Annotated in this window: 19 protein-coding genes; 9 read left to right on the forward strand and 10 right to left on the reverse strand. The window is 51.2% G+C overall.

Annotation, left to right across the window (positions count from 1 at the left end; all coding sequences use genetic code 11):
- Positions 1–51: 51 nt before the first annotated feature.
- Positions 52–438 (reverse strand): hypothetical protein, encoded by a 387-nt coding sequence (locus C7B82_RS01820; RefSeq protein ID WP_106254609.1) that lies wholly within the window; start codon positions 436–438, stop codon positions 52–54.
- Positions 439–1,012: 574 nt separating this feature from the next.
- Positions 1,013–2,065, reverse strand: coding sequence for a cation diffusion facilitator family transporter (locus C7B82_RS01830; protein WP_106254611.1), 1,053 nt, complete (start codon positions 2,063–2,065; stop codon positions 1,013–1,015).
- 780 nt (positions 2,066–2,845) lie between these two features.
- On the opposite strand from C7B82_RS01830, the gene ppk2 reads away from it, so the two are divergent.
- The 3 genes from ppk2 (at position 2,846) to C7B82_RS01845 (ending at position 6,372) form a co-directional block, all read left to right on the forward strand.
- Positions 2,846–3,826, forward strand: coding sequence for a polyphosphate kinase 2 (gene ppk2 / locus C7B82_RS01835; RefSeq protein ID WP_181357309.1), 981 nt, complete (start codon positions 2,846–2,848; stop codon positions 3,824–3,826).
- A 95-nt stretch (positions 3,827–3,921) separates the two neighbouring features.
- Entirely contained in the window at positions 3,922–6,093 is a 2,172-nt protein-coding gene (locus C7B82_RS01840) for a glutamine synthetase III family protein (protein WP_106254612.1), read from the forward strand.
- A gap of 18 nt (positions 6,094–6,111) precedes the next feature.
- On the forward strand, positions 6,112–6,372 hold the full coding sequence (locus C7B82_RS01845; protein ID WP_245939686.1) for a DUF167 domain-containing protein: 261 nt from the start codon (positions 6,112–6,114) through the stop codon (positions 6,370–6,372).
- Here the strand turns inward: C7B82_RS01845 and C7B82_RS01850 are convergent.
- Positions 6,343–6,948, reverse strand: a complete 606-nt coding sequence (locus tag C7B82_RS01850; RefSeq protein WP_245939687.1) for a DNA topoisomerase IB — start codon at positions 6,946–6,948, stop codon at positions 6,343–6,345. The genes C7B82_RS01845 and C7B82_RS01850 overlap by 30 nt on opposite strands.
- A gap of 2 nt (positions 6,949–6,950) precedes the next feature.
- On the reverse strand, positions 6,951–7,172 hold the full coding sequence (locus tag C7B82_RS34935; protein ID WP_422632140.1) for a hypothetical protein: 222 nt from the start codon (positions 7,170–7,172) through the stop codon (positions 6,951–6,953).
- Between the two features lie 333 nt (positions 7,173–7,505).
- Between C7B82_RS34935 and C7B82_RS01860 the strand changes: the two genes are divergently transcribed.
- On the forward strand, positions 7,506–8,285 hold the full coding sequence (locus tag C7B82_RS01860; RefSeq protein WP_106254614.1) for a photosystem II electron transport protein, Sll1252 family: 780 nt from the start codon (positions 7,506–7,508) through the stop codon (positions 8,283–8,285).
- 214 nt (positions 8,286–8,499) lie between these two features.
- Complete coding sequence (gene argJ, locus C7B82_RS01865; protein WP_106254615.1) at positions 8,500–9,741, forward strand: bifunctional ornithine acetyltransferase/N-acetylglutamate synthase; 1,242 nt, start codon at positions 8,500–8,502, stop codon at positions 9,739–9,741.
- A gap of 126 nt (positions 9,742–9,867) precedes the next feature.
- On the opposite strand, the gene C7B82_RS01870 is transcribed toward argJ, so the two are convergent.
- The 3 genes from C7B82_RS01870 to trxA all read right to left on the reverse strand — a co-directional run bounded on the left by C7B82_RS01870 (position 9,868) and on the right by trxA (position 12,660).
- Complete coding sequence (locus C7B82_RS01870; RefSeq protein ID WP_106254616.1) at positions 9,868–10,431, reverse strand: Rieske 2Fe-2S domain-containing protein; 564 nt, start codon at positions 10,429–10,431, stop codon at positions 9,868–9,870.
- A gap of 137 nt (positions 10,432–10,568) precedes the next feature.
- Positions 10,569–12,062 (reverse strand): S10 family peptidase, encoded by a 1,494-nt coding sequence (locus C7B82_RS01875; protein ID WP_106254617.1) that lies wholly within the window; start codon positions 12,060–12,062, stop codon positions 10,569–10,571.
- A gap of 274 nt (positions 12,063–12,336) precedes the next feature.
- Positions 12,337–12,660, reverse strand: a complete 324-nt coding sequence (trxA, locus tag C7B82_RS01880) for a thioredoxin (RefSeq protein ID WP_106254652.1) — start codon at positions 12,658–12,660, stop codon at positions 12,337–12,339.
- Positions 12,661–12,934: 274 nt separating this feature from the next.
- Here trxA and C7B82_RS01885 point away from each other — a divergent pair, with 274 nt between their 5' ends.
- Positions 12,935–13,489 carry a hypothetical protein gene (locus C7B82_RS01885; protein ID WP_106254618.1) on the forward strand — a complete coding sequence of 185 codons (555 nt, stop codon included), beginning with the start codon at positions 12,935–12,937 and terminating at the stop codon, positions 13,487–13,489.
- A 165-nt stretch (positions 13,490–13,654) separates the two neighbouring features.
- On the forward strand, positions 13,655–13,939 hold the full coding sequence (locus tag C7B82_RS01890; RefSeq protein WP_245939688.1) for a hypothetical protein: 285 nt from the start codon (positions 13,655–13,657) through the stop codon (positions 13,937–13,939).
- Between the two features lie 213 nt (positions 13,940–14,152).
- Here the strand turns inward: C7B82_RS01890 and C7B82_RS31855 are convergent, their stop codons facing one another.
- Positions 14,153–14,296 (reverse strand): hypothetical protein, encoded by a 144-nt coding sequence (locus tag C7B82_RS31855; protein ID WP_181357310.1) that lies wholly within the window; start codon positions 14,294–14,296, stop codon positions 14,153–14,155.
- A 335-nt stretch (positions 14,297–14,631) separates the two neighbouring features.
- On the opposite strand from C7B82_RS31855, the gene C7B82_RS01895 reads away from it, so the two are divergent.
- Positions 14,632–15,552, forward strand: a complete 921-nt coding sequence (locus C7B82_RS01895) for an S-layer homology domain-containing protein (RefSeq protein WP_106254619.1) — start codon at positions 14,632–14,634, stop codon at positions 15,550–15,552.
- A 242-nt stretch (positions 15,553–15,794) separates the two neighbouring features.
- Positions 15,795–16,952 carry a Vgb family protein gene (locus C7B82_RS01900; RefSeq protein ID WP_106254620.1) on the forward strand — a complete coding sequence of 386 codons (1,158 nt, stop codon included), beginning with the start codon at positions 15,795–15,797 and terminating at the stop codon, positions 16,950–16,952.
- Positions 16,953–17,000: 48 nt separating this feature from the next.
- Here C7B82_RS01900 and C7B82_RS01905 read toward each other — a convergent pair whose 3' ends face one another.
- Together C7B82_RS01905 and C7B82_RS01910 are read right to left on the reverse strand one after the other, a co-directional pair.
- Positions 17,001–18,335: a RuBisCO small subunit-like domain-containing protein gene (locus tag C7B82_RS01905; RefSeq protein ID WP_106254621.1), complete on the reverse strand. Its 1,335-nt coding sequence runs from the start codon at positions 18,333–18,335 to the stop codon at positions 17,001–17,003.
- A gap of 69 nt (positions 18,336–18,404) precedes the next feature.
- Positions 18,405–19,013 (reverse strand): GDSL-type esterase/lipase family protein, encoded by a 609-nt coding sequence (locus tag C7B82_RS01910; protein ID WP_106254622.1) that lies wholly within the window; start codon positions 19,011–19,013, stop codon positions 18,405–18,407.
- Between the last annotated feature and the right edge of the window lie 3 nt (positions 19,014–19,016).

Raw genomic sequence — 19,016 nt, forward strand, 5'->3', positions numbered from 1 at the left:
TGGCGGTTTACGACAGCCGATGCACGCATCAAACTACAGCGACTTTACCCATCAACTGAAAATTGACAGACCACTAGCGCCAGTCAGCGGATTGGAATCATCCAACGCTGAGTTGCCGTCTGAGTAGACACCCGTTGAGCCAGGAATGGTGGTGCCATAGGTCGTGGCGTAGGTATAGCCCTTTAACTGCTGCATAAACAGCCCTGAGCCCTTACCGGACTTATAAAAGGGAGCACCCTTTGCGATCGAGGTAGCGCGGGCCATTTCCCAGCCCATGCCATCGCCAATCATCAGAATGACGTTGACACCGTTACCTGAGCCACTGTCGGCCAAGGCAGGTAGAAGTCCGATCTGGCTAAATAGCAATGAGGACGAAGTGAAGACGGTAGCGGCGAGTAGCGCTAGCCGACGTGAGAAGGTTCTAAAAAGGCGAAGCATTGGCAGAGACCTTGAGTGTGCAGGTAATTAAGATGCGAAACAATAGAGCAGCGTAAAACTGCTGGATTGGCAATCCACACCAGCGAATGAACTTGGTTTGTCGTCCGTTAGGCTTTGTCGCCAGTTGGACTATTGGTAGAAATTCGGCGCTTGATGAGAGCTAGCGGACTCGGCCATAACACGAACGCCGACAGACGTGATGTCTGTCTGGTTACCCCAAGCATTAGTAGATGCTTCAGCAGACTGATGAACCGCTGTGATGGCGGCGAAAGACAACGCGATCGCTGCAAACAACCCACTCAAAAAGCAAGCGAACCAACGCTGGCGTTTACCCAAAATTGACATGGCGATCGATCTCCTTAGTTGAACCGTGAACTCTGTTTGAGGGCGTGAAGCGTGCCACGCTTGCAACATGCTCCAAGCATCGACTGTGGGGCTGTTCCAAGCCACCAACCACACTAAGGACTTGTTAAAAAATAACGGCATACGTTTGAATGCGCTATCAGCTATCAGCTTTTCTCTCATGGCTGACCGCTGACGGCTGACCGCTACAGTGACGGCTGACCGCTACAGTCTATGACGTTATTTCTTGACAGCCCCTCACTAAACCGCTCAATGTCGTTGTCGTTGTTGTACTGATTTGAGCCCGTAAGCTGCCTTCCAGTAAAGGATGCAGAGTCTCCGCACCGATCGCAAACCGATTGGTGAGTTGCAAGGTTGAGTCCTGAATGCCAAAAGCATGGCTCAGTTCAGCCTGCAACTGCGATTGCAGTCGATCACGCTCCGCAGCCGTCAATGGCTTAATCGCTAACTGAGCACAAAGCCCAGCCCGATTGCTGGCGATCGACCAGATATGCAGTTTCTGCACCTGGCAAACGCCCGGAGAGGACTCCAGAAACTCCCTCACAAGCGCCGGATCGACCGATCGCGGCGCGTAGTTGAGCAATACTTCCAGACTGTTCCAAATCAGCGGTAAAGCACTTAGACCCGTCAGGCAAGCAATCATCAAGCTGGCGACCGCATCGATCCACAACCAGTGCAGCCCATAGATCACCAGTGCCGCTACCAAAATGCCAACCGAACTGGCAACATCCGCGACAACATGTAGAAAAGCACCCTGAAGATTAAGGTCATGGGCGCTATGCTTGTGTAACAGTTTGAGGTTAAGACCATTCACAAGCAGCCCCAATCCGGCTCCCAGCAAAAGCGGTAGGCTTAAAACTGGTTCGGGAAAATGAAAACGTTCAACCGCTTCCCAGGCGATCAAGGCCGCTATCGCCAGCAAGCCAAACCCATTCGCCAGCGCGGCCAACAGTTCGACTCGCCAGTGGCCGAAGGTGGCTCGTCCGGCTGCCGGACGACGGGCAAACCAACTGGCAGCTAGTGTCAGCAGCAACGCACCCACATCGGCAAACAGATGTCCCGCATCGGCAAGCAACGAGAGACTATGGCTCCATGAACCAATACTTAGTTCTGCAATCCAGAGAAGGATTAGCAACCCTAAAACGAGCCACAGACGACGTGTTGATTGACCAGATGCAGATGCTGTCAGAGGGTCTAAAGCACAACAACTACAGTTCCAATCATTGACAGAAGTACCTGCACTCCGCGTGCCTGCGATCGTCATTCGGTAAGCCTGGTAGAGAAATCAACGAACCCCTGAACAGGCTATCAGTGATTCAGTTAATGGAGCGGTAAGGTCTAGTTAATATTGCGTGCACTCTGGTTAAGGTTGTTGCAGCCTCTCCCTAAAATCACGTACCTCACCATTTGCCCTGTAATCGCATCAAGCTTTAGTTAGGAGATTTCTAGTAAACAAACTACCCGCTGTCTTCGACTCCGCTCAGCCAGCTTGCACCCTGAGCGGAGTCGAAGGGTAAAATCTTTGCCGGAAATCGCCTTAGCAGAAAGCATTTCAATTTGTCTCTAAAGCTTTAGATTGCCAAAGTTTTTTCTGCGTACCACAATTTGCAACCTACGATACAAACATCTGGGTTTTTATATTCTTACTATAAGGCGAATATAAAACTCTATTTTTGCGTTTTAGCTGTTTTGGTTTAGCGATTCCAGCGTTTAGTGCTTGCGGTTTATTACGGTTACATTTCCTTGACAGTGTGCCACAGGTTTGCAGGAGTGGTATCAAGTTATTTTCTTAATCTTTGAGCTTTTAGATGTTACGCGTTGGAGTGGTTAGGCAGGCAAGGTTTAGCTATCACCTGCACGCAAGATTGCCTCCTGACCACGGCTCTAAACTATGGGTTTATTTTTTAATCAGCATCCTCGCTCCACTTACACCACACGGACGGCTAGGCAGGGCTAAGGCATATGCCTTTAAGATTTTGGTCTGGTCTCACACCTACCCCAATCTGATTCAGTCATTCAAAATCTCAATTCTTTAAGAGCAACTATGGAAACTGAAACCAACAACGGTGATCAACCTGCGTCTGCGATCGCAGAGCCCCTCCTACCAACCGCGGATCTCAAGCAAAAGGACAAGAAAACCAAGAAGGACAAGAAGGACAGGGAAAAACTGAAAAAGGTAAAGCAAACTGGGCTCAAAAGCAAAGAGCCAAGGGTTTTTCATTACATCTCTGAAGGCGAGGGCAGTTCTAAGCTATCCAGCAAGGCGTACGAAAAAGAACTCGCTCGCCTGCAAGTGGAGCTGGTGAAAATGCAGTATTGGGCAAAGCATACTGGAACTCGCATTGTCATTCTCTTTGAAGGGCGAGATGCTGCGGGCAAGGGCGGCACTATTAAGCGTATTACAGAACCACTCAATCCCCGTGGCTGTCGAGTAGTGGCGTTGGGTACACCGAGCGATCGCGAAAAAACCGAATGGTACTTCCAGCGCTATGTGCCCCACTTGCCCGCAGCCGGTGAAATCGTGTGCTTCGATCGCAGTTGGTACAACCGTGCTGGAGTCGAGCATGTGATGAACTTTTGCACGGAGGCGCAGTATCAGGAATTCATGCAAACCTGCCCCGAATTTGAGCGGATGCTGGTGCGATCTGGAATCATTCTGCTGAAATATTGGTTTTCGGTTAGCGATGACGAGCAGGAGCGTCGCTTTCAGTCGCGCACCATTGACCCGGCTCGTCGCTGGAAGCTGAGCCCGATGGATCTGGAATCGCGCGATCGTTGGGTGGAATATTCGCAAGCCAAAGACATGATGTTTGCCCATACCAACATCCCAGAAGCGCCGTGGTTCACGGTCGAGGCAGACGATAAGAAACGGGCTCGTCTAAATTGTATTCGCCATTTCCTCAGCAAAATTCCGTACGTCGATATGACACCGGAACCGCTGGAACTGGCACCCCGTAAGAGTGCGCCCCATGACTACGTACGCCCGCCACGGAATGAGCAATTCTTTGTGCCGCAGATCTACTGATCGCAGAGACTCCTCAACTTTGCTATCGTTTATACCTTTTGTCGGAACGTGACCAAGTACGCTTTGTAAGTTTAGTATCCTCAGGAATCAGCATTATGAGTGGCAATGAATCACGCTTTGCAGCCATTTGTCAAATTACCGATCGAGAGGTGTTGCCGCCTAAAACTCCAAGTCGCTTGGAAGAGTTGTGGGCAACCGACGTCTTTACCCTGAACAAAATGCAGGCATGTCTGCCCAAAGATGTCTTCAAAGCCATCAAGAAAACCGTGCAAACGGGTGGCAAACTGGATGTTTCAGCTGCAGGCGTTGTTGCCGCAGCCATGAAAGATTGGGCGATTTCTAAGGGCGCGCTCTACTATGCCCACGTCTTCTACCCCATGACCAACATTACCGCCGAAAAACATGACGGGTTCGTCTCGGTGCAAAGTGATGGCTCGGTCATTACAGAATTTACTGGCAAAGTGCTGGTGCAGGGTGAACCCGATGGCTCTTCATTCCCCAACGGTGGCATTCGCTCTACCTTTGAAGCACGGGGCTATACAGCTTGGGATGTGACCAGTCCTGCCTATGTCATGCAAACCGATAATGGCGTGACCTTGTGCATTCCCACTGTCTTCATCTCCTGGAGCGGTGAGGCGCTGGATAAGAAAACGCCGTTACTCCGCTCCAATGCTGCTATGAGTAAAGCCGCTACCCGGTTGTTAAAGCTGTTGGGCCACACTGACGTAGCGACCGTTAACTCAAGCTGTGGTGCCGAACAAGAATACTTCCTGGTCGATTCTCACTTTGCCAATAGCCGCCCCGATTTGCTGCTGACTGGCAGAACACTGTTCGGCAGACCCGCTGCCAAAGGTCAACAGTTCGATGACCACTATTTTGGCGCGATTCCAGAACGCGTTCAAGTCTTTATGCAAGATGTAGAAGAGCGCATGTATCGGTTGGGTATTCCAGCAAAAACCCGGCACAACGAGGTTGCACCTGGTCAGTTTGAACTTGCACCTTTCTTTGAAGCGGCAAACGTGGCGAGTGATCATCAACAGATGACCATGACCATTCTCAAAAACACTGCGAAGAAGCATGGGTTTATCTGCCTCCTGCACGAGAAACCGTTTGCAGGCATTAACGGCTCTGGGAAACACGTCAACTGGTCGGTGGGCAATGCGACCCAAGGGAACTTACTCGATCCAGGCGATACACCTCACGCCAACCTACAGTTTCTGCTCTTCTGCGGTGCTGTGATTCGCGGCGTGCACAAATATGGCCCGCTTCTGCGTGCTGTAGTCGCCTCTGCCAGCAATGATCACCGTTTAGGTGCCAACGAAGCGCCACCCGCTATTATTTCGGTGTATCTGGGTTCTCAGCTCGAAGATGTGTTCGAGCAGATTAAGAAAGGAGAGGTGAAGGACTCAGCCCACGCTGGAGTGATGAACCTGGGTGTCGATACCTTGCCTGAGTTCCCCAAAGATCCGGGCGATCGCAACCGTACATCACCGTTTGCCTTTACTGGTAACCGTTTTGAATTCCGGGCAGTTGGTTCTAACCAGGCGGTTTCGGGACCCTTGGTGGCAATGAACACCATTCTGACCGATTCGTTGATCTGGATTGCCGATGAGCTAGAAGCTGAGTTAGCCAAAGGCGCTGAGATGAGCGCTGCTGCCTACACCGTGCTCAAAGAAGTGATGGATTTGCATAGTCCAGTGGTGTTTGGCGGCAATGGCTATTCTGAAGAGTGGCACAAGCTGGCAGTTGAACGGGGCTTATTAAACTTACCGACCACTGCCGATGCGTTGCCGATGCTCAAAGCCAAGCACATTGAGGAACTGTTTGAGCGCACCGGTGTACTTTCAGCTGTTGAGCTCGAAAGCCGCTTCGAAGTCTATTCTGAACAGTACATTCAGGTGATTGAGATGGAAGCTAAGCTGGTGATCAGTCTGGCAAAAACCGTGATCTACCCTGCCGCGTTCCGCTACTTGTCTGAACTGTCTGGCACCATTAGCAGTCTGAAGGCGATCGGTGTCGCATTAGAAGCAGAAAGCGTTGAGAAGGTTGCTGCCCTCACCAAACTGATGATGGACACTGTCAGCAAGTTAAGCGAGGCCTTAGGCAAGCATGACTTTGCTAGCACAGAGGAACACATGCAGTATTCTGCAACTACCCTCCGTCCGTTGATGGATAAGGTGCGAGAATACGCTGACGCCCTGGAAGGCGAAGTGGCCGACGATTTGTGGCCGCTGCCGAAGTATCAAGAGATGTTATTTATCAAGTAACGCCTCTTGCAAGTAGGGGTGGGTCTTGCTACAAAGCAACAGCAGAACCGAGTACCTGCCGTTCAACCCCGCCCCTGCGAGACTCCAGTGAAAATTCTCAGCGTCAAAGTCAAACCCAATGCTCTTCAGCAGACCCTTCGGCATGAAGACGATGGCAGTTTAACAATTCAGCTTAAAGCGGCTCCGATCGACGGTAAAGCGAATCAAGAACTCATTCAACTGCTGGCAAAAGAGTTTGGTGTACCAAAGTCATCGATGGCCGATCGTTGCCAACTCTGATGCCGCAAGAACACTCCCTGCCCAGGTGCAAAAATCTTTAGCCGTAAAGTCTTGCTCAGTGATGGCTTTCAGATAATCATTGACAGCGCCAGAGTCGATCGACTGATACTGCCCTGCCTCATCACGGTATTGAAAGAGCTCTTGACCAGGGATATTCTGACAGCGCTTGACGATTTTGGCTAAGCGCTCATCGGCAAGCTCAATCTCGTGCTCCACATCACTTTTACCCCGAAACCGAAACTGGAGCTTGGAGCCTGCAATGTTGACATGCTCATCCCGCAACGTCGTCAAGCCAGAGGACTGATTAGAACGAGCATATTCTTCATTGCCAACGCGGACACGGGTTAGTTCCATCAAGCGCACAATCGCTGCGAGCACTTTTTCTTTTGGCAATCCCGGCAAAGAGAGATCATGCTCCAAGCGTTGCCGAATTTGCGGTAGCGATTGGCTGAAGACTAGCATGCGAGTGAACTTACTCTGGTCGCGGATCGATCGCCATAGAGGATGGTAGCGATACTGCTTGCGTCCCTTGGCATCACGTCCAGTTGCCTGTAAATGACCTTCGCAAAGGGGCAAATTCACACGTCCTGATAAGCCGGTGGAATAGCCAGGGCGTCAATCCGCCGGATTTCTTCTGGAGTACGAATACGATCGCCCTTTACATCAAAGTAGGTGAAATTCTTCTTACCAGAGCGTTGGCGCTGAATGCCAGGAATATCGTCCGTGACATATCGCAGGCCGATCGCTTCAGCAGACTCGATTGGATCAGCCGTGACTATGGCTTGTAGGTGCTTTTGAATGGCTCATTTTGAGGAGGATCGCTTGGGCTGCAATCGCGTTTGAGTGGATCGTTTTGGAACCGTGCGCTGCATCGATCGCGAACCAGTAAGGAACGTTCTTCGTTTTTAACGAACGCCAGGCGTCCTGCAATCTGCACAACAGTATAGTTTTTCGCGTTCGATCGGGAAGGCATCACGCGGGCTCGCTCACGGCTCGTTAGAATAAGTTGGGCGTACGCGTTTGGTCAAAACCTCGGAGGTTTAAGCGTCAAGGTTAGTCAGAGGTTTAATGCCTGGTTAAAACCTCCGAGGTTTGCGTCAGTCCAGTAAGTGTCTTGTTAGCAAAGTGGTGTTATGTTACCCAGGGAAGAACTTTTAAAGCGCGTTGAGAACCGAGACGTATTAGCGCGAGTCATTGATCAGGCCGATCAGGCCATCAAAACCTGGGCTGTGGTGCAAACCGATTTTCTCTCGCCACCAGAGATCGCAGAGGTGCAGCAAGCGTTCAGTCGCCTCTCTGAAGTACAGTTTGTGGCCTGGGGTGGCTATCCCCAAGCAGAACGGCAGCGTCTGGCGATCGCCCGTACTGATCTGCCTTTGGACGCTACGCAGGTTGAAATCGCGGTACTGGAAGTGGCAGGAAACTTCCTCTTTGACCAGGCAACTCATCGTGATTTTTTGGGTGCGCTGTTGGGCACTGGCATTGTGCGCGAAAAGGTCGGTGACATCATCGTACTGGGTGAGCGGGGTGCACAGGCGATCGCGGTGCCGGAACTGGTCGAATTTCTGGAGTTGCAGTTGAATCAAGTGCGATCGGTGCCTGTCAAAACACGTCGTATCGATTTAGCAGAACTGAAAGTACGCGAACCGAAGAAGAAAGAACTCACAACCGTTGAAGCCTCACTGCGGCTGGACGCGATCGCCTCTGCGGGTTTTGGCATGTCGCGGAGTAAAATGGCAGAACTGATTAACAGTGGGGATGTGCGCGTCAACTGGAAGGAAATCACTAGCGCCAGTCATGCGGTGAAAGCCAGTGATTTGATTGCCATTCGTGGCAAAGGTCGCGTTGAAGTCGGTGAAATTGCCGTGACCAAAAAAGATCGGTATCGTGTGCAGTTGACCCGATTTATGTAACAGACCTTCCCCGTTAGCGGCGGTTGCAACCGCAAGCCCCAAGCTTTAACTTGACGACAGTTGGCTGGTTTTAGCAGGCAGACACAGCCAGACTCTTATGGCAACCGCCGATCGCCGACCCCACGATTCCAACACATGATGCTAACTGTTAACAGTTAAAACCCCACGCCCCTGATATAATCGCCTGTCATGCAGTGAGTAAGTGGAGGCAGGCATGGCGGATTGGCAGGAAATTCCTGGAAGCATTACGGCACCTAGAGGCTATCGAGCCGTGGGGATGGCAGCGGGTCTGAAACCATCAGGTTTACCCGACCTGACGCTGATTCTCTCTGATGTCGAAGCGATAGCGGCTGGCGTCTTTACCACCAGTCAAGTTCGAGCAGCGTGCGTCGATTACTGCCGGGAGCGTCTCCAGACAAAAGCCAGCGCTCGTGCGATTTTGTGCAACGCTGGACAGGCAAACGCTGCTACAGGTGTTCTTGGTTTGGAAGATGCTCTGGAAAGCGCTCAAGCGCTCAGTCAAGCGCTAGACATGCCTTCAGAATTGATTTTGCTGGCTTCTACTGGCGTCATCGGTCAGCGAATTAAGCTGGATGCACTCAAAGCCGCTTTGCCAAAACTGGTTGCCAGCGTTTCAGAGGATGGCGCAGAGAGTGCGGCAAAGGCCATTACCACTACTGATTTGGTGACAAAGGCGATCGCACTGGAAACAACCTTTCACGATCGTCCGGTTCGGATCGGGGGCATTGCCAAGGGTTCCGGGATGATTCATCCCAACATGGCAACGATGCTGGCGTTTGTTACCTGCGATGCGGCTGTTTCGCCACCGCTCTGGCAGCAAATGCTCAGCCGTGCCGCAGATTGCAGCTTTAACCAGATCACCGTGGATGGCGACACTAGCACAAATGATTCGCTGATTGCCTTAGCTAATGGACAGTCACGCACACCGGCCATTACAGAAGCGGGACCTGAGGCAGACAAGTTAGAGGCCATGCTGACCGAGGTGTGTATTTATCTCGCAAAAGCGATCGCGCGAGACGGTGAAGGCGCAACCTGCCTGGTAGAAGTCCAGGTTTCCGGCACAACTAGTGACGCAGAAGCGCGTCAAATCGCTCGCACCATTGCTGGATCATCCCTGGTCAAAGCTGCTATCTTCGGTCGTGATCCCAACTGGGGACGCATTGCTGGAGCGGCTGGGCGTGCTGGCGTGTTGTTCAACCAGGATCATCTACAAATCAAGCTGGGTGAGTTTTTGATGATGCAGCAGGGTCAACCGCAACCGTTCGATCGTGCTGCCGCCAGTAATTACCTGAGACAAGCCGCCTTGGGAGCCTATTTGAAGGAGGATACGGTAGCGATCGCCGTTAGCGTGGGCGATGGTTCCGGCTCTGGCAAAGCCTGGGGCTGCGACCTCAGCTACGATTACGTGAAAATCAACGCGGAATACACCACGTAGTAGTTGTAAAGGAGTTCATTCATACTTGGAGCTGTTAGCTGTCAGCGCTCAGCCGTCAGCGCTTAGAGAAAAGCTGATAGCTGATAGCTGATAGCCGATAGCTGCCCAAATTGCCTATGCCTTCTATCACCGTGGGTCAATGGCAGGAGTCCGCGACACTAGTCGTACTTGATTTTGCTTGACAACCACCGTTAGCAAGCCGAGGGGACGTCGAGCAGGTCCCTGTACCACGCGACCTTGATCGTCATACTGGGAGCCATGACAGGGGCAAACGAACCGCTTCTGCTCTGGTTTCCAGGCGACTGTACAGCCCAAGTGGGTACAGGTTGTGCCGATCGCGTACTCGGCAATTTTGGGCCCATCCGTCACGACCAGGTATCCGATCGCTGGATCAGCGAGCCCCTTGACGGCGATCCGACTACCCGGTTGAGCGCCCGTTAAGAGCTGATCCACCGCAACCGGTTGTCCTTTAACATCGGTTGCCTGCACACCGGGTAAGTAATCTTTACAGCGAGAGTTGAGTGGAAAGGCAGAGCAGAGTTCTTCCAGACTTGCTTCCAGGCTCTGTGCGGGTCGCAGGTAGCCGACTGACAGCGCCGCGATCGCGCCACCAGCTAGATATCTCAAAAAGTACCGTCTGCCATTGAATTGGTTCAGGCAGAAGGTCGCTGTTGTAGTGGGGGGTTTCATTAGCTTCGGTTCTTAAAGGAGGCTGGGTAAACCGTAAGGCTAATCAATCCAACGATTGCGTTCAAGGGTGACACTTCAATCACGTGGCTTGTCCTCACTTTTCTCACCCAATCACCCGAACCATTCGCCGTATAAAATCACGCGATCGCCGTTTGATAAAAGTCTTGCATTTCAGCAAACCACTGCTGGCGTGACGTCTCCCAGGTATAAAACATATGTCCACCCTGAAAATGTTTCAGCGTCAGGTTAGGGCGAATTTCAGCGTTAAGTTTCATCAACGTTGCCAGGTGGTTTGAGGCGAAATACGGCGTGACTAGATCAAACAGGCCGTGCGTGATGTACACCTGCATGTAGGGATTCAGCGTCATGCCCACGCGCAAATCGTCTACTGCCCCGATAAAGCCCTGCCGTAACTCGCCTTTGAGGTCAAACTTCCAGGCTTTAAACGTTTCCAGGTTGAGGAGCTGATAGGTCAAATCGGTTTCAATACCCAAGGTGTCCCGCAAATGACTATTGATCGCACCGGTGAACAGCCGATCGAGTCCATCTAGTGTCGGATCAATGCCTTCATATAACACCCGATCGGGAAACGGATCGATCGCGGTAATCGAGGCGTCATACAATCCGACAATCCGTTCCTGGTCGCGCAGCAGTGATCGCGCAAAGACTTCAATGCCAATCCGTCCGGCTTGCCTTTCGACTAGAGCCAGCGGCAAGCCAATTAAGTCCGCTAGCTGCTGATACGCCGCCTGACGCTCATCGACTGGCAGCGCATCGCCCATTGCTAACAGTGGAATCAGGGTCTTGAGGGCAAACTGCTCGGCTGCTGCTGTATGAGCCGCTAAATCGCCCGGTTTACCTGACCATTGGGCGCGATCGTGATGCGCGGCCGAGGCTGCAAAGGACGGAAGCAAGGTGGCCCAGGACGTCAGATCGTAATCGCTGCCGCCCAGTAGGCTAAACTCCAACGCAGGCGAGATCAAAATGGCACCCGAAAGCCCGATGCCAAACTCTTGCTGCAGCTTGCGGGCTAACCGAGCCACGCGAAAGCCACCGTAGCTCTCTCCAGCAATAAAAATGGGGGACAGCCAACGCTTCTGGCGCGAGAGAAAGCGTTGAATGAATTCTCCCAACGCTTTTAAATCCCGCTCCACTTCCCAAAACTCAGTCTCTCTGGGTGCATCTGCCGCCTTAGACTTAGCGGTCGCTTGCTCCTGTGCCTCTTTATCTCGTGGCAAACTACGGCTAAAACCAGTGCCGATCGGATCAATGAACACCAAATCTGTAAAGCTCAACCAACTCTCAGCGTTCTCTACAACCGATACCGGCGGTTTGGGCAACGTACCTTGTGTGCCAAAAGCAATGCGTTGAGGACCGAGCGCTCCCATGTGTAAATAAGCAGATGCCGCTCCAGGCCCACCGTTAAACACGAATGTCAGCGATCGTGGTGCAGCCGCCTCTGATTGAGCAAGATAGGCTACATAAAACATTTCCGCGACGGGCTTGTCCTGGTCAAACAAGGTTTGCCACTCGGCTAAAGCCGTGTACTGAATCTGTCGATCGGGCAGCGTCAGGGTGTGTTCCGTTTGACTGGGCTTCCGGTTGGGAGTGGCAGTAGACGTTTCAGACATAGGAGAGTGCTGGCATGAGAAACAGTGTAAAGAGGCTACACGTAAACGTTTGTCTTGATGATACGGTTCTTTGTCGCTACACGCTTGTCTAGCAAGGCGGGCATCAAATCTGGATAAACAAACCACTAATCACTAATCACTAACCACTAATCACTAATCACTAATCACTAATCACTAATCACTAATCACTAATCACTAATCACTAATCACTAATCACTAATCACTGACTGCTGATCACTGATCACTCAACCGTCAGCCATGTTCGCACACCGTCTTAGATCAAATATTTAGCAAGCGCACTACTAAAGGCGTCGTAGGGTTTGGCACCAATCACTGTTTCGACCAATTCTCCTTGCTTGAAGATCATCACAGCGGGAATACTACGGACGCCAAAGCGCGTGGCAACTGGCTTGTTGGTATCGAGATCTAGCTTAAAAACCTTGGCACGATCGCCATACTCCTCTGCCAGTTGATCCATCAAGGGCGCAACCAGCTTGCAAGGTCCACACCATGAAGCTGTGCAGTCTACGACAAACAACGACTCAGCTTGCAGCAGCCGATCAAACTCGGTTTCGTCTTGAATGTAAGCGGCAGCCATGAGCATTCCTCTAAAGACAGCATTATCCCATAGGGTTTGTTCAAAAAAGTCTCGCTATGGGTTGATAGCGCAGCAGCACTACACCCGATCTGATCAGCCGTCTTTGACGAAGGATGCGGTTGCTGTAAAATCTTTTCAATGTAAAATTTCATCTAGTGATTAGCAGGTTGGTGTAGTGCAGTGTCTTTTCAGCTTGCTTTGGTGCAGGCGGTATAGCCGTACCAAAGCACAACGATTCTTTAGAAGAATCGCAGTCACAGCGCTTTGTCTGAGCTTGACAGATGGTTCAACGATCGCGCTTGCCGGTCCTGCTAGAGTTTTCACGCCTCATCTCGATCGTATCCGTCAAAATTTGCCGCCCAACTTTGTCATGCGCCTCCCCTCCCAAGTGCTGTTAAGCGAGCCTGCGGATGAAGAATTCATTCAAAAATTGAGCGTACGGATTGCCACATCAGATTCACCACCGCGCCTTACAGTGGGGCTGTATAGCTGTGAAGATGATTCGCAATTTTGCCGCATCGGTACCTTTTCGGCAGTACTGGCGAAGACGCCTCAAGCACAGCAGGAATACCAACAGCATGTTGCAGCGGCTGCACCCATTCAGCTCACAAAAACCATTCGCGGCTATTTGTTGATGGGAACGGCCAAATACCCAGCCTCTGCCTTCTCATCAATCATGTGGCAGCAAGATGACATGCTTTACACCGTTAGTTTTGCCAATCCAGAGCGCCAAAACATGCTCTACATGGCGGTGTATATGGCAAACGAGGTTCCTATTATTCTTAACAACGCCGCACTGGAAAGGGCACCGATGAGACCATCACCTTAAGGAAGCATGTCGCTAAAACGACCGAGGCTTCTATGGAGTCAAATTCACTCCAGTCGATCGTCAGTGATGAGTGATCATTGCTTGGCAAACATGCCCTGCAGACGCACTAGCACCTTGCACTATAAACGCGGATTTCTGATTTTGAGCAAACTATCAGTACCAAGTATGCCTGCAAGCATCTTTAATAGTCCCTATAGCAACCAGTGCGGGGACGTGCTGATTTTGGAGAAATCCAACATCCGTCGTAGCGGCGCGATCGTGATGGGTATGGATGGGGTGAATACCGCCGTGATCCCTGGTCATTCCACACCGGAACAGTACGTGCGTGAGGTGACGATCGCCAACGATGGCATTGTCAACCAGAAAGCCGTTCTGCAAACGGGTAAATATGGGTATGAAACCATCCAGGAGCTAGAGATCTGGAGCGTGCAATTTCAAAAAGATGCCTAGCATAACTGACAACAATTTTCGTTTACATAAGCCACATCAATGTAGTGTGAGCGTCTCGCTTATGCTTGCGAACAAGATGCTTGCGCTGTAGCTGCCCCCTTTGCAAACGGCTGTATAAGGCGGTTGATTGATACACATTGATTGATGCACGTGGTGTCAGACTTCTCAGCTGGCTTGAGACCGCTGAAGCAAGACATCGCAGTTCAAACAGGATCATGACAGTGGATTGATCGTTTCCCGCTTCTGGTTGGGTAAGCTTTTATCAGGTTGAATAACGGTCACTTCTCCATTGGGCGAAACAAGGCAAATCGCATTCTTTTCCAGTGTTTGAGCATCACGTTGGGGCAGTCTTGGCATTGGTTTGAGCCTTTCAGCAATAAACATCGACATCTTTAGTCTCTTGTATTGGCCACAGGCGCTACAACCGTGGAGCTACGGGGCGTTAGGTGAAGCTATTGTTAACTCTGCAGTTGTAGGGCTAAGCATGCTCACACGCGTTTTGAGCTGATGCCAAAACCAGATTTTTTGATAAAAAAGGTTTTTGAGCAGTGAGGGCATTCGAGACTCACTTTTGCTCAGTGGTGTCAGTCTGATTTCCAAATTTTTAGTTTTTTTAGGGTATCGCAGCTGATCAATTTTCGTCAGTCTGCTTTAGGATTAGCTGTGTATGCTGTCACCTAGCTACCCCGCCAATGACAACTCCTCCTGACCCTCAATCAGACGGTAAGCGGCTCAGTACCGATGAGTTAATCGCTGTCTTTGTTGCTCTCACTAGCATTGGGGTGATCTTTTTCTGGTCGATCGGCCAGAAAGATAGTGGTCTGAGTGTGCCGTTAATGTCATCACCCACTGCGTCAGTGCCCTCGCCAACGCCATCAATAGCGCCTTCTCTGCCGGCAGTAGCGGCATCGCCGATTGGCTCTACAGCATATAGAACGGCTCCTCCTTCTGTGTCTGTACCGATTGAAACACCTGCAAATCCAGCGCCAGTCCCGGTAGCCCCCTTTATTGCGGTGGCTCCACAAGCGCCTACTCCTTCACAAGCAACCTCTTCTCCGCCTGCCCAAGCGAAGCAATTTGCCGATGTGCCGAGTGGTTACTGGGCGGGTGTGCCGATCGCCGCCTTAAGTGCCAAGGGCATTTTAGATGGCTTTCCTGATGGCAACTTCCAGCCGAACAAGCCCATTACACGGGCCGAGTTTGCAGAGATTATTCGACTGGCATTTAATCAACCAACCAGTCGGGAGGCGCTCAAGTTTAACGATTTACAGCCTAACTATTGGGCGATCGCGGCGATCGATGAAGCAACGCAGACTCGTTTTATGAGTGGCTTTCCCAACGGCAGTTTTCAGCCCAATCGCCAAATTCCTAGATTACAAGTGCTGCTGGCATTGGCAACAGGCTTGAATCTGCAAGCGAAGTTGCCGCCCGCTCAAGTGTTAAGTCGCTATCAAGATGCAGCGCAGATTCCTAAGTATGCCACGGATAAAATTGCAGCTGCGACGGAAGCAGGGCTAGTGCTGAATGATGCTGATCCCAAAACGCTTAACCCCACTAAGGTCACGACTAGAGCTGAAGTAGCCGCGCTAGTGTACAAGGCTTTGAGAAAGTGACCATGACACAAAGCGGTTTACTGTTCAGTCTTAGACGTTACGGCTAAAGAAAACGGTTTTATGGACGCTGAATTTAGCTATGCGATCGTACGATCGACGCAACAAGTACTGGTTTGCTTCACAAAAACTTTACATTAAGCCCACTATGCGTGAAAGTAGTACTAATTTGTAACTGCCAACACAGTGCTGATATGGACGGTTCCAGAAGATAAGTGTGCCGTTCTTATCAACACGCAAGCTTCATGAAGATTCGCCTGCACGCTCCAGTCTTTCTTAGTCTTTTTACATTGATTGGTTTTGCTGCTGCTAAAGCGGATGCCGCTTTGCTGATTGGCAATAGTGAAAGTAACACCATCATCATTTTTGATGAGAGTACAGGCACTTTTCAAGGTAACTTTGTAACCCCTGGACTGGGTGGACTCCGAGCACCTGATGATCTCACGATTGGCCCTGATGGCAACGTTTACGTTAGTAGCGGTGGCAATAGTGGTCTGAATTTGTTTGATCCAACCTATCCTCAAGATTCTGCTGTACTCCGGTTTAGCCCGATCGGCGAATTTCTGGGTGTGGCAGCCTCTGGTAGTGGGTTAATTCGTCCGTATGGCAATGCATTTGGGCCAGACGGCAGCTTATTTGTCAGTAGTTTTCGGACGAACGAAATCTTACGTTACGACGGCACTACAGGGGCATTTTTAGGCGTTTTTGCTTCTGATCATAACGGTGGCTTTGGGACGCTCAATGGTTTGAACGGTCCAAATGGGCTGTTGTTTGCGCCCGATGGCAGTCTGTATGTCACCACTGAAGGAACTGCCAATGATGTGAAGGGCGATTTGGCTTTTGCCTATGCGAGTCAGGTGCTGCGCTATACCCCAGAGCAAGTGGCAGGTTTAGCGTCAACTGCAACGCCTAGCGTTTTTATTGATCAACCAGATCTTTTGCCAGAAACTCCAGGCTTCATTAGTCTCTTGGGGTTAGCACTGGCACCGAGCGAGGACAGCCTTTATGTCAGTGATTTTGCGGGTGGCATCCGTCAATATGATTTGGCGGACTCGTTGCTCAGTGTGATATCTACCAATTACACAGGTACAATTCCCAGCAGCAATTTTGTTGGCAGTCTGACCTTTGGATCGGGTGACAACAGTGAGAACTTATACGCGATCGGTTTTGACACCACCAACAAAAACATTGGCTCTGTGTTGGCGTATGCCGATGCTGAGGGCAGTGCTGCGACGTTTTCCGGTGCTCTGTTTACAAACAGCAGTTTAGAACGCCCGATCGGTGTTGTCGCGACTAATGCTGCTGGCGTACCAGAACCATCAACTGTTGCAGGATTGCTGCTCGGTTTGGGCGGTTTGGGTGTTGCCCGGTTGCGTCAACGGCGATCGCCTATCAAGCCTTAGTTCTACTCTGTAGGGACGTTCCATGCAACGTCCCTACAGAATGCCCACCTAGGCTGTAGCAACCTTACCGCTGGGTCGTTGAATGATCGTTTCAGTTACTCTGCTGCGATTGGCTGGATCAATACCCACGAGCCGTACGTAGCTTTTTGGATTTTCGTCGAGGCACGCTTCTAGAGCCGCGATCGCCTCTGATGCTTGCCCCTGAAACGAACCGTAGGAATTCCAGGAGTTCGCACGGAAGCGACGTTCATCGACGTACTCAATGCCCAGACGATGCCCTTGCTTCAAAATTTGGTTGACCTGAGTGACAACGTCTGGGGTAAGCCTAGTGCTGGAGTGCTGACCAGCGTAGCTCGATGAGGCTGGCTGCGGGTTGCTCTGTCCATTACCGCTGCCAGCAGCATTGCCAGAGTCGTACTTGTGATAGTACGGAGCATTGGCGGCAGGCGCTTCTTCTTTGGCCGATGCCTGTTCACCTGTATTGCCTAACTTGCGGTTAAAGTACAGCGCTTTGTTGTATTGCTCTGCTAGCCCCATCTCTTGTACCCGTTTCTGTTCGGCGACTAGCTGCTGGCCCACCTCCAGCAAGTGTGGCAAGTTGAAATTGGGTTTGCGGAAGATCGGCGCTGCCTGATCGCTGTTGACCACTCGCTGAGAGATACGATCGAGCCCAACTTCATCAATCAGAGCTTTGACCTGTTCGTCGTAGAGGCGCGATCGCACTGCTCCATAAAAGTCGATCGATTGATTGGGGAAAGTATCTACCAGGGTCTCGACCGCTCCACGCTGAACGCCATCTGCCTCAAAGATGCCGTTGACAATACCAATGCGATCGGCGCGATCGGGTTCCCAAAAGAACTTGTCCATCCGCCCATCGCGAATCAACGGTGCATACAGCGTAGAAAAGTCATTTCCCGTCACGATGATCGGCACGCGTCTATTGGGTTCCAGTTCGTAGCTACCCGGAAGCTGTACGTTGGAGGGATTGTCCGCAATATTCATCAACGTCCCGTTCACGTTCTGGGTGTTAACGGTGTATTGAGTGTATTGATCGACTCGTCCAGCGCCCGCATCGATGTCATTAATCAACAACACTGCCATTTTGCCGCGCACTTTCACCAGTTCAGCCGCTTCTCGATAGCGCAAGCGCACCAAACGACCGGGATCGCCTGCATCGGGGCTTTCGAGTTCGCCAGCAGACATGTAAACCACATTGATACCCATGCGCTCAAAGGCTAGTTCGCACTGAAAGGATTTGCCTTCGCCCTTGCGTCCATGAATGCCTAGAATTAATGGCACCTTGACACTGGGAATCTCCAGGTAGTTTTTTGTGATGTGGATCGCCAGTTTGTCGAGAAAGCGAGGCGAAATGTAATAGCTCATAGGTCTTAGTTGGCAGAGAGGAGTGAGGGGGAAGGAGTGAGGAGCTAGAAAGCGGAAAGGAAGGAGGAGTTAGAGAGCAGTGAACGCGTTCCAAGCAGACCATGCTTGAATGAGATGGGCGAGTTCGACATAGCCAGCGGCATCAGGATGAGCGCCGTCACCTGCCGCTGCTTCCTGCATCCAAATGTCTGATTGGCTTAGGGGCGTGAAGATATCTAAATACGGAATTTTAAGCGATTCACACAGTTGAGCCAAGTGACCTGATAACTCGTGAATTCTGATATTTTGCGCCTCATCGTCGGCGATCGGGGCTAGACCGACCATGAGGATTGGATAGGTTTGCTGAGCCACACTCAAAATCTGTCGAGCATTGGCCAACGATCGCGGTAAGGCTACGCGTGTACTACCGTTTTCCATTGTGGTATCGTTGACCCCAAACGAAAAGACAACGCGGTGATGGCAACCTGGTGGAAGGCGACGATCGCACTCTTGCTGCCAGCGTGCTAACAGTTCAGTACTGGTTTCGCGTCGGATACCCAGATTGTAATACGTGACGCGATCGCCCAGTTGGGAAAGCGTTTGGCAGAGTCTGCCAGTCCAACCGAGATGGGTGCGATCGCCCGTGCCGTTAACAAACGACTCACCTAAAAAGCAGATACGGATATCGTTCTCAGTCATCAT

Source organism: Stenomitos frigidus ULC18 (assembly GCF_003003795.1).
In the GTDB taxonomy this organism is placed as follows: domain Bacteria; phylum Cyanobacteriota; class Cyanobacteriia; order Leptolyngbyales; family Leptolyngbyaceae; genus Stenomitos; species Stenomitos frigidus_A.